Below are 15,278 nucleotides of genomic sequence, written 5' to 3'. Positions count from 1 at the left end.
GCCGCTGCGGGTGCGTCGTGGCTGGTCGCGCAGTTCCCCGCGCCCCTTCGGGGGCGCGCTTCCCCAGCGCTACAGGGCGGCTTCTTGCCTCGGCAGCACCAGGGACAGTGACGTGGAGTAGCCGTCGTCGAAGGGGTCGGTGTCCGAGTCGTAGTCGTCGTTCTCGGCCGCCAGGACGAGGAGGACGACGAAGCCGATGCCGAGCAGGATGCCGACGACTCCGCAGATGATCCCGGCCAGCGCGTGCCCGGGGTTCGTCGCCTCGCCCCGGCGCGCCTTGGCCCGCCCGATGAAGCCGAAGATCATGGCCATGACCCCCAGCAGGATCGCCAGCGGCCAGAGGCAGAAGAACACGGCGGCGCAGATACCGAGCACCATCGCCGCGATCCCCATCCCGTTGCTCGGCGGCGGCGCCAACAGGGGCCAGGCGTAGCCCGCGCCCGGAGCGGGATAGCCGGCGCCGGGGTGCGCGTGGACACCCGGGTACGCCGGGTGCTGGGAATAGCCGTACGGGACCTGCCCCGGACCTTCGGGACCGATGGGCGGAGGGGGGACGGCCGCGCCGGGGGCCGTGTAGGGCGCGGCGGCCGCGGGCGGCGGGTAGGACGCGTGCGGTGCGCCCGGCGCGGGCGGGGCGAACGGGTTGGGGGCGGGGGCGGGCGCCGTCGCGGGCTGCCGGTCACCCGGGGGTGCGAACGCCCCCGGGCCCGCCCAGGGCTGCGGCGCGGGGGTCGGCGTGTGCGCGGGGCTGCCCTGAGCCGGGATGTCGGCCGGTGCGGCCCAGGGGTCGTACGGGGCCTGAGGTGCGGAGGCGGTGGACGCGATCGTCGGGCTCGGAGCGGTCGGAGCGGTCGTAGGGCTCGGCGCGCTCGGCTTGTCGAGGGCGACCGTCGGGGTCGCTGTCGCGGCGGGTGCCTCGGCGAGCGTCGGGGACGGTATCGCGTCCTCTGGCTGCGGAACGTCCGGCGCGGTCGGCAGGGGCACACCGTCGGCCACTGTCAGCAGTTCGGCACCATCGCTCGACGGCGACGGCGACGGCGACGGAACAGAGTCCTCGGTCATAGTGGGGAGCGCCGCACCGTCCACCACCGTCAGCGGCACGGCGTCGTCGATCATCGTCGGCAGCTCGGCACCGTCGACCACCGTCAGCGGGGCGGCGTCATCGGTCACCGTCGGGAGGGTGGCGCCGTCGACCACCGTCGGCGACAGCTCGGCGTCGCCCTGTGGGGGTGCCCACTGGCCCGGCCGTGGGGCGTTGGGTGTGTCCGGAATCGGTGCCTCGTCGGCTGACATAGCGGGTCCCCCTGTGACGTTCCGTGCCGTTCTGCGTCGTCTTTTCCGTCGTACGCGAGCAGCTGTACGTTCGGTCATGCTAAGGCCCGGGGATCGACGTGCGGACGGCCGCCTACGATGATCCCCGAGTCATCGATCAGCCGATCACCCGCGTCCCCCGCGGTGGACCACGGTCCTGGGCGGACGCCGTTCCCGGGGAGGAACCTTGACCGACCACCGCACCGCGCAGGGCGTGCCCCTGAGCCCCGCCGTCGCCGACACCGCCGCCGCTCCCGGCACCCGCGATCTGCACGCCTTCATCGCCGGTCTGCCCAAGGCCGAACTGCACGTGCACCACGTCGGCTCCGCCTCCCCCCGTATTGTCTCGGAACTGGCCGCCCGCCACCCCGACTCCCAGGTGCCCACGGACCCCGAGGCGCTCGCGGACTACTTCTCGTTCACGGACTTCGCCCACTTCATCCAGGTGTACCTGTCCGTCGTGGACCTGATCCGCACCCCGGAGGACGTCCGGCTGCTGACGTTCGAGGTGGCGCGGGACCTGGCGCGGCAGCAGGTGCGCTACGCCGAGCTGACTGTCACGCCGTACTCGTCCACCCGTCGCGGGATCGAGGAGCGGGCCTTCATGGACGCGATCGAGGACGCCCGGAAGGCGGCGGAGGCCGAGTTCGGGACCGTTCTGCGGTGGTGCTTCGACATTCCCGGCGAGGCGGGTCTTGCCGCGGCCGACGAGACCCTGCGGCTCGCCACCGAGGACCGGCTGCGGCCGGAGGGGCTGGTGTCGTTCGGTCTCGGCGGGCCCGAGGTCGGGGTGCCGAGGCCGCAGTTCAAGCCGCACTTCGACCGGGCGATCGCGGCCGGGCTGCACTCCGTGCCGCACGCCGGCGAGACCACAGGGCCCGAGACGATCTGGGACGCGCTGAGCGAACTGCGCGCGGAGCGCATCGGCCACGGCACCAGCGCGGCCCGCGACCCGAAGCTGCTGGCCCATCTCGCCGAGCAGCGGATCGCCCTGGAGGTCTGCCCGACCTCGAACATAGCGACCCGCGCGGTCCGCACCCTCGACGAGCACCCCATCAAGGAGTTCGTGCGGGCCGGTGTGCTGGTCACCGTCAACTCCGACGACCCGCCGATGTTCGGCACCGACCTGAACACCGAGTACGCGGTCGCCGCGCGCCTCCTCGACCTCGACGAGCAGGGCGTGGCCGCGCTCGCGAAGAACGCCGTGGAGGCGTCCTTCCTCGACGAGCCCGGCAAGGCCCGGGTGACCGCCGAGATCGACACCTACACCTCGGCCTGGCTGACCCCCTGACCCGATCGGGACCGAATCACCTCATGCGCACCGTCACAGCCGTCGCCCATCGCGGCGCTCCCTACCACCACCGTGAGAACACGCTCGACTCCCTGCGGGCCGGGCTCGAACTGGGTGCGGACGCCGTCGAGTTCGATGTGCGGACGACCCGTGACGGGGTGCCGGTCCTGCTCCACGACGCGACGCTGAACCGGCTCTGGGAGGTGGACCGCCCGCTGGCCGCGCTCTCCGCCGCGGAGCTGCGCGGGCTGACGGCCGACGGGGTGCCGACGCTGGCCGACGCGCTGCTCGCCACCGGGGGCAGCCGCGTCATGGTGGACCTGCCGGGTGCGGCGAACCCCCGGGCGGTGCGGCAGATCCTCGGCGTCGTACGGGAGTGCGATGCCGAGGACCGGGTCTACTACAGCGCCGACCCGCGGACCGTGCTGGCCGTCCGCGCCGCCGCCCCCACGGCCGAGCTCGCCCTCACCTGGAAGACCTCCGCGCCACCGCGTCCCGCCCTCCTCGACGCGATCCGTCCGCGCTGGCTGAACTACCGCTTCGGCCTCCTCACCCGCCCCTTGGCGGACCGCGTCCACCGGGACGGCTACCTCCTGTCCGCCTGGACCCCGGACACCCGACGCTCGATGCGCCGCCTGCTCTCCTGGGGCGTCGACTCGATCACCACCAACCGGATCGATGCCCTGTGCACCCTCAGGGCCACCGGCGAGGCGCGCCCGGCCCGTTGAGGGACGCGGGGAGCCACGCGATCAGCCCCCGGCCCCGCCTCCGTCCGCACGGACGCGGCTACACCTGGGACCGCTGTGGCACGGTCGCCGCGTCCGTCGGCTTCTCGCGGGTGACGTACTGCGGCACCGGCGCCGAGTCCTTGCCGTCGTCGCGGACGAGGCCGTAGCGGATGGCCCCCCGCTCGGGTCCGACGGTGATGTCCTCGGTGACGGCGTCCCAGCTGGAGGGGGCCACGGTGATGCCGTAGTCGGCGCCGCGTTCGTTCTGGGTGAGGGTGACCGTGCCGTCGAGGTAGAAGTACTCGTTCTGCCACATCTGTTGGGTGCCGTCGGGCAGGACGGTGTAACCGGTGTCGGGGCCGCCCATGCCCGACGTCCTGCCGTCGGCGGAGGTCGGGTCGTCCATGCGGCGCCCGCCGCCCGAGGCGACGTGGAAGAGCTTGCCGTCGAGGCCGGTCCAGGCCGGCATGACCAGACCGCCCGCCCGGTACTGGGGCGAGATCTGCCAGCGCACCAGGACGTACCCCTGTCCCGTGAACGTCACGTGGTTGCCACGGTGGTTCATCACGGTCCGCGCGCCACCGCTGCTGGTGACGCCGGACTCCGGCCGCCGAGGGAGGGCTGCGGGCGGGGTGTCCGGGTCCGGTGCCTCGTCCGCCGCGTCTACGACGGTGCCGTACAGGTCCTGCGGAGCCTTCTTCTTCGTGGCCGACGGGGAGGACGAGGGCGAGGGTGACGACGACGGCGACGAGGAGGGCGACGGAGCGCGGGGCGTCGGGGCCGCAGGCCCACGGGCCGTGCTCATCGCCGACGGGGCGGCCTGCGCGGGCCGGTCCTGCGGGGGTTGCGTCACGACGTACGCGCCCCCGGCGACGATCGTCGCGCCGGCCGAGACCGCGACGACCGGCTTGGTGAGGACGCCGATCACCTTGGCGGACCAGCCTACGGAGGCGGTCGCGGCGGTCGCCGCCACGGCCGTCTTGCCGCCGAACGCCAGGGACAGCGTGAAGCCGACGGGGACGGGAACCAGGGCGAGCCCGACGAGGAGACGTTCGGCGGGGACGACGACCTCGCCGGGGCGGCCGTGACCGTCGCAGCGGGCGCAGCCGCGGATGTGCCGGGCGATGCGTTTGCGCCACACCGAGTCGGGTTGCCCGCTCCAGCGTGCGGTGACGCGGCCCAGGTCGGAGCAGGAGGAGTCGAGGGCGCGGACGATGCCGCGCGCGGTCTCCAGCCGGGCCTTCATCCGCTGGACGCGTACGGCGGCGTGCTGTCGGCTGATGCCGACGGCGGAGGCGAGTTCGCGTCGGGTGAGTTCGCCCGCGACCTCCAGCCACCACAGCGACAACAGCTGCCGGTCCTCGTCGTCGAGCCAGCGGACCGCTTCCGCGACCTCCTTGCGCTGCCCCTCCAACTGCAGCCGCAGCACGGTCAGTTCGGCGAAGTCGGCGGCATCGTGGGCGTCGTGGTCGTCGAGCTGGTCGGCGGTGCGGCGGCGCGCCCGGTCCCGTATCTGTCGCATCGCGATCGCGACCAGCCAGGAACGGAAGCTGTCCGGATCACGCAGTGTGTCGAGATTGCCGACGGCGCGCAGCATGGTCTCCTGCACGACGTCGTCGACGTCGGCGTGGCCGTTGAGGGCCCGGCCGACGATGTTGTAGACGAGCGGCAACCAGCCCTCGACCAGCTCGTCGAGGGCGCGCCGGTCCCCCGCCTGCGCGGCCGCGATGGTGGCGCGCCACTGCCGCCCGTCCACGTACGTCCCCTTCGGTCCCGCTGGGCTCACCCTGTTCACTCGGCTGTGTTCCGTACCTTCTCAGCCATCGCTCCGACCTGGGGAACCTCCGAGGCGGAGATCACACCGCGCACACTGCTCATACGGCTCGCTCCTGTATGTGGGGAGACAGGGGTGCCTACGGAGACGGTGTGGAGGCGGCGGGGATAACAGTTTTCCGGTCCCATCCGCCGGTGAGGGCCTCCAGCCGCTTGATCCGCCGCCGTACGACGTACAGCGGGATCACCCCGAGGACGCCGAACGACATGTCGATCACGGTCCACCAGAAGGGGATGCCCCGGATCGGCCCGCAGATCAGGGCCAGCGGGATGATCCCCGCGCAGGCGATCATGCCGAACTCGATGACCCAGATGTTGCGCACCGGATCGCGGTAGGGGCCGTAGAAGGACACCGCGATCACCAGGTGCGCGAAGGCCAGCCAGTCCGTGCCGTACAGGAGAAAGGGGTACTCGGCGTCGGCCTCGTCGAGCCCCGCCCGTACGCGCTCGATCCACTCGACGAGCGCCGGCAGGTACTCCCCGACGGACAGCGACCGCAACAACTCCTCGGTCCAACGCAGCTCGTGGACCAGGGGGAAGGCCGTGGCGCCGCTCAGCACCAGACAGACCACGAAGAAGACCAGCCACGCACGGATGCCCTTGAGCAGGGCGGCTCTGTCGCTCATGCGGTGAGCGTACGCCCCCACTTGAACGTGTTCAAAAGTGGGGGCCCGGCACCGGGCCGGGCCCCACGGGAACGCGTCGAACCGTCAGCCGCCGGGGATCGAGCGGATCGCGGCGATGTCGAACTGCAGGCGCACCTTCTCGCTCACCATGGCGCCGCCCTCCGCGAGCCGCTGGTTGTAGGTGAGGCCCCATTCGGAACGATTGATGGTGGTGGTCCCGTCGAAACCGACCCGCTCGTATCCGAACGGGTCCATGACGTGCCCTATGTAGGTGAGTTCCAGATCGACGGGGCGGGTGATGCTCTTGATCGTGAGTTCACCGGCCATGCGGTAGACATCGTTGCCGACGAGCCGCACAGCCGTACTGACGAAGCGCATACGCGGATAAGTCGCGGCATCCAGGAAATCACGACCCATCAAATGGGCGTCGCGCTGTTCCACTCCGGTGTCGACGGACGCGGTGGACAGCACTATCTCGGCGCGTGAACGCGAGGGATCACGGCCGTCGAAATAGAGCCGGCTCTGATATTCGGTGAACGCCCCGCGCACGGTCGTGACCAGGGCGTGCCGGACGGAGAAACCGATACGACTGTGCGCCGCGTCGATCATCCATTCGCCGGTCAGCATCGCGAGGGCGGGGTCGGTCGTACCGTCGGGAGCGAATGCCGCGGACTCGTGGGGGAGTTGCGCGGCTGTGGGGGCTGCCGGGCGGCGCAGGGACGCAGCACGGGTGAACAGGTTCATGATTCACGTAACTACGGCACGGCGGGATGTGCCGCAACCCTTCGTCGGCGGATCCATCAGGCCCGAATCGACCCCGAAAAGCTGATAAAACGCCACCGCGCGGCAGACCATTGCATTATCTCCACAGGGCGGTCACGAATGTCCCGCCGCAATTCGCCCCGGAACGACCCGAAGAGAAACGGAGTCATCCGGAGTCGCGCGCAGTCAGGTCGTGCTCCTCGGCAGCAGTCCACGGGCGAGGGTGTCGCGGGCGGCCTCCAGATGCCGGCCCGCCCGTGCGAGCGAGACCTCGTGGTGGCCGGGGAACAGCGCGTCCACGTCGAGCGCGGCCAGCCGGTTCAGACTGGCCGCGTACTCGGGGACCCGGCAGTCGTGCAGGTTCTGGAGCGAGATGCGGCCCCCGGTGAAGACACAGTCCCCGGAGAAGAGCGCCTGGTGGCCGGGGGTGCGCAGGTGGTAGCAGAGGTGGCCGTCGGCATGACCGGGCGTCGCGACGGCACGCAGGACCACGCCGCCGCCGAGGTCGATCTCCGCGCCGTCGGACAGGGCCTCGACCTCGGGGCAGGGGGCGAAGGTGTAGTCGGCCGGGTAGTACCCGGACGCCTTTCCCCGGTCCAGACTGACGCCCGCCTCGTCGCCCGCCGCGATCCACCCCCTGGCCTCGGCACCGGCCAGCACACGCAGTCCGGGCAGCCGTTCGGCGAGCGCGGCGGCGCCGCCCGCGTGGTCGGCGTGGCCGTGGGTGAGGAGGAGATGCCGGGGGTCGGCGCCGGTGGCCCGCACGGCGCGCACGATCGCCTCGGCGGACCGTCCGGCACCGGCGTCCACGAGCGCGCTGTGCCGGGTGCCGCGCACCAGATAGACATGACAGTCCAGCGGATCGCTGAGATCGAACCCGTACGCTCCGCTGGCGACGAGCGTGACATGGTCGGTCAGCCGCATGACGGCCCTCCTGCGTTCGACACCGACGAGGACGACGAGGCCGACGAGGCCGTCCCCAGCCATCCCTCGCCTTCTCCAACGCCGGCACCACCCCGAAGTGACCCTTCAACCCCCGGCACGCTCCCCAGTCGCCCCGGCGCCCCCAGGCGCGCCCCAACCGCTCCCCCGACGTGCCGGGGCCCGCCCTACAGACCCACGATCCCGTTCCACCGCCGCGCGAACTCACGGCGTTCCCCCGACGTGATGTCCCGGGCGACGGCGAGCCGGGCGCGCATGGCATCGTCCGGGAAGATCAGGGGGTCCTCGGCGAGGGCGGCGGTCTCCTCGTCCTTGGCGGAGGCCAGGACGTCGCGCGCCGCCGGGACCGGGCAGACGTAGTTGACCCAGGCCGCGAGCTCGGCGGCCACCTCGGGGTCGTAGTAGTGGTCGACCAGGCGCTCGGCGCTGGTCTTGTGGCGTGCGAGGTTGGGGACCATCAGGGACTCGGACCAGAGTTCGGCGCCCTCCTCGGGCACGACGAACCGGATGTCCGGGTCGTCGGCCTGGAGTTGGATGACGTCCCCGGAATAGGCCTGGCAGGCGAGGACGTCCCCACTGGAGAGGTCCTTGATGTAGTCGTTGCCGGTGAAGCGGCGGATGTGGCCGCCCCGGACGCGGGAGGCGACCTGGTCGCAGACGGTGTGGAAGTCGTCCGCCGTCCAGCGCGTGACATCGACTCCGTTGCCCTGCATCAGCAACGCGAACGCCTCGTCCAGCCCGGAGAGCAGGGTCACCCGCCCCTTGAGGTCGTCCGCCCACAGGTCGGCGACCCGGCGTATCTCGCGGCCCACCCTCCGCCGGTTGTACGCGATACCGGTGATCCCCGACTGCCACGGCACGGTGAAGGCCCGGCCGGGGTCGAAGGCGGGCGACCGGAGCTGCGGATCCAGATGACGGCTGACGTTCGGCTGCCGGGCCCGGTCCATCTCCTGCACCCATCCGAGCCGTACGAACCGGGCGCACATCCAGTCGCTGACGACCACGAGGTCACGGCCGGTCTGCTGGTGGTTCATCAGCGCCGGGCTGATCTTGCCGAAGAACTCGTCGTTGTCGTTGATCTCCTCGACGTAGTCGACGGCGATCCCGGTGCGCTCCTCGAACGCCTCCAGGGTCGGCCGCCGGGTGTCGTCCTCGTCGTCCGTGTCGATGTAGAGCGGCCAGTTCGACCAGCTCAGCCGCTTGTCCCGGGCCGAGAGGTCGACCCCGGCCCGGTCGCCCGGCGCCACGTAGGCGGCGGGCACACCGCACCCGGTCAGTACACCGAGAGACGCGCCCGCGCCCAGCAGGGAGCGACGCGTGAGCATGCCCTTTTGGCCCCCCGCGCCCCGATGGGCCGAAGGCCCAAAAGGGGCGCGGGGAACTGCGCGACCAGCCACAACCAACCCTCAGCCGTCGACGAACCCTCAGTCCAACGACGTCATCACGTGCTTGATCCGCGTGTAGTCGTCGAACCCGTAGCCCGACAGGTCCTTGCCGTACCCGGACTTCTTGAACCCGCCGTGCGGCATCTCCGCGACCAGCGGGATGTGCGTGTTGATCCACACACACCCGAAGTCCAGCGCCTTCGACATCCGCATGGCCCGCCCGTGGTCCTTCGTCCACACCGACGACGCCAGCGCGTACTCCACGCCGTTCGCCCACTCGACGGCCTGTCCCTCGTCGGAGAAGGACTGCACGGTGATGACCGGTCCGAAGACCTCCCGCTGGATGATCTCGTCGTCCTGCTTCAGCCCGGAGACGACGGTCGCCGCGTAGAAGTACCCCTTGTCGCCGACCTGGTGGCCACCGGCCTCGACCTTGGCGTGGGCCGGCAGCCGCTCGATGAACCCGGCGACCTGCTTGAGCTGGTTGGGGTTGTTGAGCGGACCGAAGAGCACGTCCTCGTCGTCCGGCTGTCCCGTCTTCGTCTCGGCCGCCGCCTTCGCGAGCGCGGCCACGAACTCGTCGTGGATGCCCTCCTGGACGAGGACCCGGGTCGCGGCCGTACAGTCCTGCCCGGCGTTGAAGAAGCCCGCCACCGAGATGTCCTCGACGGCCTTGGCGATGTCGGTGTCGGCGAAGACGACGACCGGCGCCTTGCCGCCCAGCTCCAGGTGGACCCGCTTGAGGTCCTTGGACGCGGACTCGGCGACGGACATACCGGCCCGCACGGACCCGGTGATGGACGCCATGGCCGGGATCGGGTGCTCGACCATCAGCCGGCCGGTGTCACGGTCACCGGTGATGACGTTGAAGACGCCCTTGGGCAGGATCGACCCGATGATCTCGGCGATCAGCACGGTCGACGCGGGCGTCGTGTCCGACGGCTTCAGCACGACGGTGTTGCCCGCGGCGATCGCCGGCGCGAACTTCCACACGGCCATCATCATCGGGTAGTTCCACGGCGCGACCTGGGCACAGACGCCTACCGGCTCACGGCGCACGATCGAGGTCATGCCCTCCATGTACTCGCCGGCCGAGCGCCCCTCCAGCATCCGCGCGGCGCCCGCGAAGAAGCGGATCTGGTCCACCATCGGCGGGATCTCCTCGGAGCGGGTCAGCCCGATCGGTTTGCCCGTGTTCTCCACCTCCGCCGCGATGAGCTCCTCGGCCCGCTCCTCGAAGGCGTCGGCGATCTTCAGCAGGGCCTTCTGGCGCTCGGCAGGGGTCGTGTCCCGCCAGCCCGGGAACGCGGCCTCGGCGGCGGCCATCGCCGCGTCGACGTCGGCCTGTCCGGACAGCGGCGCGGTCGCGTAGGCCTCGCCCGTCGCGGGGTTGACCACCTCGGTGGTCCGTCCGTCGACGGCGTCACGGAATTCACCATCGACGTAGTTTCGTAGCTTGCGCAGTCGACCCAGCTCGGTGCTCACTGCCGGCCCTCCAGGTGGGGTGTCCAGGTTGGGGTGTCCATCCTTTGAGACACCACCCTAATCCGCCGCCCCACGTTTTCAACACCCCCGACACCTCGCTGACTGCGAAATCCGCAAGCTACAACCCCGTAAACAACGAATTTCATCGGTTCAGCCTTGCGGAACTGTCGAGACGTCGTGCACAGTGAGGCCGTGGCCAGTCGAAGCGCAGACCCGAAGGACTCCAGGGACTCCCGGGAGCCCAGGAACGGCACTCCTCAGTTGGACGCCGTCTCCCTCGCCATCGTCGAGCAGCTGCAGGAGGACGGCCGACGGCCGTACGCCGCGATCGGCAAGGCCGTCGGCCTCTCCGAGGCGGCGGTGCGCCAACGCGTGCAGAAGCTGCTCGACCAGGGCGTGATGCAGATCGTCGCCGTCACCGACCCGCTTACCGTGGGCTTCCGGCGCCAGGCGATGCTCGGCATCCACGTCGACGGCGACCTGGATCCGGTGGCGGACGCGCTGACGGCCATGTCGGAGGTGGAGTACCTCGTGATCACCGCCGGCTCCTTCGACCTGCTGGCGGAGATCGTCTGCGAGGACGACGACCACCTCCTGGAGGTCATCAACAAGCGCATCCGGACCCTGCCCGGCGTGCGGTCGACGGAGAGCTTCGTCTATCTCAAGCTCAAGAAGCAGACCTACATGTGGGGAACCCGATAACCGTGAGGACGCGATAACCGTGAGCCCCAAGGACCTCAGCCAGACCGCGTACGACCACCTGTGGATGCACTTCACCCGCATGTCCTCGTACGAGAACTCCCCGGTCCCCACCATCGTCCGGGGCGAGGGCACGTACATCTACGACGACAAGGGCAAGCGGTACCTCGACGGTCTCGCCGGTCTCTTCGTGGTCCAGGCGGGCCACGGCCGCACCGAGCTCGCGGAGACCGCGTTCAAGCAGGCGCAGGAGCTGGCCTTCTTCCCGGTGTGGTCCTACGCCCACCCGAAGGCCGTCGAACTGGCGGAACGTATCGCCTCGTACGCGCCCGGCGATCTGAACAAGGTCTTCTTCACCACCGGCGGCGGCGAGGCGGTCGAGACCGCCTGGAAGCTCGCCAAGCAGTACTTCAAGCTCCAGGGCAAGCCGACCAAGTACAAGGTCATCTCCCGCGCGGTCGCCTACCACGGCACCCCGCAGGGCGCCCTGTCCATCACCGGCCTGCCGGCCCTGAAGGCCCCCTTCGAGCCGCTGGTGCCGGGCGCGCACAAGGTCCCGAACACCAACATCTACCGGGCTCCGTACTTCGGCGACGACCCGGAGGCCTTCGGCCGCTGGGCCGCCGACCAGATCGAGCAGCAGATCCTCTTCGAGGGCCCCGAGACGGTCGCGGCCGTCTTCCTGGAGCCGGTGCAGAACGCGGGCGGCTGCTTCCCGCCGCCACCCGGCTACTTCCGGCGGGTCCGCGAGATCTGCGACCAGTACGACGTGCTGCTGGTGTCGGACGAGGTCATCTGCGCCTTCGGCCGGCTCGGCACGATGTTCGCCTGCGACAAGTTCGGCTACGTGCCGGACATGATCACCTGCGCCAAGGGCATGACCTCGGGCTACTCCCCGATCGGCGCCTGCGTCATCTCGGACCGCATAGCCGAGCCCTTCTACAAGGGCGACAACACCTTCCTGCACGGCTACACCTTCGGCGGCCACCCCGTCTCCGCGGCCGTCGGCCTCGCCAACCTCGACCTGTTCGAGCGCGAGAAGCTCAACCAGCACGTCCTCGACAACGAGGCGGCCTTCCGATCCACGCTGGAGAAGCTCCACGACCTGCCGATCGTCGGCGACGTCCGCGGCAACGGCTACTTCTACGGAATCGAGCTGGTCAAGGACAAGGCGACGAAGGAGAGCTTCGACGACGGCGAGACCGAGCGGATCCTCTACGGCTTCCTGTCGAAGAAGCTGTTCGAGAACGGCCTCTACTGCCGTGCCGACGACCGCGGCGACCCGGTCGTCCAGCTCGCCCCGCCGCTGATCTCCGACCAGTCGACCTTCGACGAGATCGAACAGATCCTGCGCGCGACGCTGACGGAGGCGTGGACGCTGCTGTAGTCGCGGCACGAAACCCTCCGGTACCGAGACCCGCCGGGCACCGAGCCCCGCCGACGACAAGGCCCTCCGACGGCCGCACGGCAACGGCCTTTCAAACGGCCCGGGACGCCCCCATCCGAGTGAGATGGGGGCGTCCCGGGCCGTGTGCTGTCCGCCCCCTGCCGCCCCGACTCCCTAGCGTGCCCCTGTAACCGATCGGCCCTGCCTTCGTTCCCCCGGGCGGGGGGCTCCCCCGGCAATCCTGATCCGAACCGAGGTGTACGCCCATGGTGGCCCCGCCGGACAACGACGTGCTCTGGGCACGTGGTCTGACCTACGCGCACGACGGCTCGCCCGCCCTGCACGGTGTGTCGATGGGGGTCCGGGAGGGCGAGATCCTCGCCGTCACCGGCCCGCGCGGCAGCGGCAAGACCACCCTCCTGCGGTGCCTGTCCGGACAGCTGCGGCCCCAACGGGGAGAGGTCTGGTTCAACAGCGTCCCCGTGCACACGATGGGCGCGCACGCCCGGGAACGGCTGCGCCTGGACCGCTTCGGCTGGATCGACCCCGAGCCGGTTCTCGTCCCCGAGCTGAACGCCTGGGAGAACACCGCCCTGCCCCTGCTGCTGCGCGGCACCGGCCGGCGGGCCGCGAAGGCCGCCGCGCTGGAGTGGCTGGAGCGCCTCGACATCCGCGACACGGCCCGCAAGCGGCCGCACGCGCTCCTGCAGTCGGAGCGCCAGCGCGTGGTGGTGGCCCGCGCCCTGGTCTGCGCCCCCACCGTCCTCTTCGCGGACGAACCGACCGCGCCGCTCCACCGCGCCGAACACACCCACGTCCTGCGCACCCTCACCACGGCGGCGCGCTCCCACCACATCACGGTCGTCCTCGCCACCCACGACCCCGACACTGCCGCTCTCGCGGACCGTACGGTGTCCCTCCTGGACGGCCGCCACGTGAGGACGGTCCACCTGCCCGGCGCCGCGGAGTCCGTGAGCCGTATCCCCGCCGACCGGCCCCGCCGCACCGGGACACCCGGGACGGCCCCCGACACCCCGGTCGACGTGAGCCTCCCCACCCCGGAGACGCCGGTCCACACCGCGCCCGAAGCCGCACCGACCACCACTGCGGAGGCGGGCCGCCCCGCACCCCGAGAGCCCCGGCCGACCACCCCGAAAGGGGTCGCCTCCCCAGCCCGGGCAGCCCGCTCCACGGCCGCGGAGCCGAGCCGCCCCGCAACCGAGGACCAACCCCGGACACCCGCCGACGAAGAGACCCACCAGCCTGCCGAAACCACCGCCCGACCGGCCCCCACCACAGAAGTGGGCCGCCCCGCAGCCGAAGGCGAAGCACGGCCACCCGGCGACGGGAAGGCCCACCCACCTGCCGAAACCGACGGCGAGCCGGCCGGGGCGCGCTCCGCCACCGACGGGGAAGGCCGGGCAGCGTGCTCGCTCTCCGTCTAGCCCGCCGGGCGCACCCCGTGGTCCAGCTCCGCCGGCTGCTCGTGGCCGCGGCCGCCGGCGGCACCGGCTTCCTGCTGCTCTGCGCCCTCGGGCACGCCCTGGCCCACCCCCACGCCCCGTCCGGCTCGGCGCTCCGCCTGGCCTGGTGCGCGGCGCCCGCCGCCGCCACCGTGTACTTCGCGGTGACGGTGGCCCGCACCGACCCCGGCACCCGCCCCCGCCCCGGCCTCTCCGCGATCGGCCTCGGCCCCGGTCGGCTCATGGCCATCTCAGCGGTCACCACGGCGCTGTCCACCGTCCTCGGCTCCCTCCTCGCCCTCCTCTTCTTCCTCCACCTGCGCGGCGACCTCACCGGCCTCCCCTTCGACGGCGCTGCCACCGACCTCCTCGCCGCCGACCGCCCCCTTCCCCTCCCCGCCACCCTGACCCTCCTCGCCCTCGTGCCGGCCGTCGCCTCCGTCACCACCGCGCTCGTCCTGCGCCCCAAGGACACCGGGGCCAGGCCCACCGGCCCCCGGACCCGCTTCATGGCGTACGACACCTTCGCGATCGCCCGCCGCGCCGCGCCCTCGGCGGGCGCCACCAAGTACGAGGAGAAGTTCGACGAGGAAGAGTCCGACGAGGAGGGCGCGACCGCCCCCGGGGCTGCCCAGGAGCCGCCGGAACCACCGGCTCCGCGCCCCGCCCCCGGCGGTCTCCCCTGGGGCGTCGCCGTGCTCGCCGTCGGCCTCGCCCTCGAGACCTACGCCGGCCGGTTCGACGACGGCACCGGCCTCACCCTCCCCGGCGGCTTCGCGGACAGCCCCGCAGGTGTCCTCGGCGGCTGGCTGCTCACCGCACTCGGGTTGATCCTCACCGGGCCCGGCCTCACCCACCTCACCGGACGCCTGCTCCAGTCCGTACGCCCCGGCGCACTGCGCCTCCTCTCCGGGCGCGTGCTGCAGGAGGACGCCCGGCGCATCGGGCGCCCGCTCGGCGTGGTGTGCGCGGTGGCCTCCGGCGCGTACGCCATGGTGACGCTGGCCTCCGGCGTGCGCCCCACCGTCGGCCCACTCGCCTCGCTGGGGGCGCTCGTGGTGGCCGGCTGCGCCGTGCTCACGCTCGCGACAGCCGCCGTCGAGGCCCGGCGGGCGCACGCGGACACCACGGCCGCGCTGGTGCGTATGGGGGCGCCCCGAGCGCTGCCCCGACAGGCGGCCCTGCTCCGCGCGGGCGCCCTGCTCGCCGTGTTCGGCCCCCTGACCTGGACGATCGCCGAGCTGGCGGCGCTCCCGCTGGCCGCCTGAAAACTCGTACGAAAAAAGTTCGCGCGCGGCGATGAGTTTCGCGGGGGCCCTCGGTCTACCCCTGCGAACAGACCGGAACGCATACGACGGATACGGGA

General features: G+C 71.5%; 12 protein-coding genes and 1 pseudogene. 6 read left to right on the top strand and 7 right to left on the bottom strand.

What is annotated here, in order from left to right:
- Window positions 1-69 precede the first annotated feature (69 nt).
- Window positions 70-1,293: a DUF4190 domain-containing protein gene (locus tag PUR53_RS21340; RefSeq protein WP_329909307.1), complete on the bottom strand. Its 1,224-nt coding sequence runs from the start codon at window positions 1,291-1,293 to the stop codon at window positions 70-72.
- A 205-nt stretch (window positions 1,294-1,498) separates the two neighbouring features.
- Here PUR53_RS21340 and PUR53_RS21335 point away from each other — a divergent pair, with 205 nt between their 5' ends.
- Complete coding sequence (locus tag PUR53_RS21335) at window positions 1,499-2,602, top strand: adenosine deaminase (RefSeq protein ID WP_443078196.1); 1,104 nt, start codon at window positions 1,499-1,501, stop codon at window positions 2,600-2,602.
- Window positions 2,603-2,625: 23 nt separating this feature from the next.
- Window positions 2,626-3,330, top strand: coding sequence for a glycerophosphodiester phosphodiesterase (locus PUR53_RS21330; RefSeq protein WP_329909306.1), 705 nt, complete (start codon window positions 2,626-2,628; stop codon window positions 3,328-3,330).
- Window positions 3,331-3,388: 58 nt separating this feature from the next.
- Here PUR53_RS21330 and PUR53_RS21325 read toward each other — a convergent pair whose 3' ends face one another.
- From PUR53_RS21325 to PUR53_RS21300, 6 genes are all read right to left on the bottom strand, one after another.
- On the bottom strand, window positions 3,389-5,086 hold the full coding sequence (locus tag PUR53_RS21325; RefSeq protein ID WP_329909305.1) for a sigma-70 family RNA polymerase sigma factor: 1,698 nt from the start codon (window positions 5,084-5,086) through the stop codon (window positions 3,389-3,391).
- Window positions 5,087-5,243: 157 nt separating this feature from the next.
- Window positions 5,244-5,789 carry a hypothetical protein gene (locus tag PUR53_RS21320; protein WP_329909303.1) on the bottom strand — a complete coding sequence of 182 codons (546 nt, stop codon included), beginning with the start codon at window positions 5,787-5,789 and terminating at the stop codon, window positions 5,244-5,246.
- An 84-nt stretch (window positions 5,790-5,873) separates the two neighbouring features.
- Window positions 5,874-6,533, bottom strand: coding sequence for a YceI family protein (locus tag PUR53_RS21315; RefSeq protein ID WP_329898866.1), 660 nt, complete (start codon window positions 6,531-6,533; stop codon window positions 5,874-5,876).
- Between the two features lie 204 nt (window positions 6,534-6,737).
- On the bottom strand, window positions 6,738-7,538 hold the full coding sequence (locus PUR53_RS21310; protein WP_329909301.1) for an MBL fold metallo-hydrolase: 801 nt from the start codon (window positions 7,536-7,538) through the stop codon (window positions 6,738-6,740).
- A gap of 122 nt (window positions 7,539-7,660) precedes the next feature.
- Complete coding sequence (locus tag PUR53_RS21305) at window positions 7,661-8,818, bottom strand: ABC transporter substrate-binding protein (protein WP_329898864.1); 1,158 nt, start codon at window positions 8,816-8,818, stop codon at window positions 7,661-7,663.
- Between the two features lie 99 nt (window positions 8,819-8,917).
- Entirely contained in the window at window positions 8,918-10,363 is a 1,446-nt protein-coding gene (locus PUR53_RS21300) for a gamma-aminobutyraldehyde dehydrogenase (RefSeq protein WP_329909300.1), read from the bottom strand.
- Window positions 10,364-10,540: 177 nt separating this feature from the next.
- Here PUR53_RS21300 and PUR53_RS21295 point away from each other — a divergent pair, with 177 nt between their 5' ends.
- The 4 genes and pseudogenes from PUR53_RS21295 (at window position 10,541) to PUR53_RS21280 (ending at window position 15,180) form a co-directional block, all read left to right on the top strand.
- The gene (locus PUR53_RS21295) at window positions 10,541-11,065 is read left to right on the top strand and encodes an Lrp/AsnC family transcriptional regulator (protein ID WP_239757512.1); all 525 of its coding nucleotides are present in this window, start codon (window positions 10,541-10,543) and stop codon (window positions 11,063-11,065) included.
- Window positions 11,066-11,084: 19 nt separating this feature from the next.
- Window positions 11,085-12,449, top strand: a complete 1,365-nt coding sequence (locus tag PUR53_RS21290) for an aspartate aminotransferase family protein (protein ID WP_329909298.1) — start codon at window positions 11,085-11,087, stop codon at window positions 12,447-12,449.
- Window positions 12,450-12,715: 266 nt separating this feature from the next.
- A pseudogene (locus PUR53_RS21285) lies at window positions 12,716-13,429 on the top strand (ABC transporter ATP-binding protein); the annotation flags it as partial.
- 446 nt (window positions 13,430-13,875) lie between these two features.
- On the top strand, window positions 13,876-15,180 hold the full coding sequence (locus PUR53_RS21280; protein WP_329898861.1) for a hypothetical protein: 1,305 nt from the start codon (window positions 13,876-13,878) through the stop codon (window positions 15,178-15,180).
- Window positions 15,181-15,278: the final 98 nt, after the last annotated feature.

The sequence above is a fragment of the Streptomyces sp. SP18BB07 genome, from assembly GCF_036322545.1.
Taxonomy (GTDB): Bacteria; Actinomycetota; Actinomycetes; order Streptomycetales; family Streptomycetaceae; genus Streptomyces; species Streptomyces deccanensis.
The sequence above is the reverse complement of the archived record's forward strand: the minus strand, read 5'-3'. Positions and strand labels throughout refer to the sequence as shown.

What these genes read in the sequence shown, in the direction of transcription:
- PUR53_RS21320 (WP_329909303.1), bottom strand. Translation starts at nt 5,789, where the DNA reads ATGAGCGACAGAGCCGCCCTGCTCAAGGGCATCCGTGCGTGGCTGGTC.
- PUR53_RS21315 (WP_329898866.1), bottom strand. Translation starts at nt 6,533, where the DNA reads ATGAACCTGTTCACCCGTGCTGCGTCCCTGCGCCGCCCGGCAGCCCCC.
- PUR53_RS21340 (WP_329909307.1), bottom strand. Translation starts at nt 1,293, where the DNA reads ATGTCAGCCGACGAGGCACCGATTCCGGACACACCCAACGCCCCACGG.
- PUR53_RS21310 (WP_329909301.1), bottom strand. Translation starts at nt 7,538, where the DNA reads ATGGCTGGGGACGGCCTCGTCGGCCTCGTCGTCCTCGTCGGTGTCGAA.
- PUR53_RS21305 (WP_329898864.1), bottom strand. Translation starts at nt 8,818, where the DNA reads ATGCTCACGCGTCGCTCCCTGCTGGGCGCGGGCGCGTCTCTCGGTGTA.
- PUR53_RS21330 (WP_329909306.1), top strand. Translation starts at nt 2,626, where the DNA reads ATGCGCACCGTCACAGCCGTCGCCCATCGCGGCGCTCCCTACCACCAC.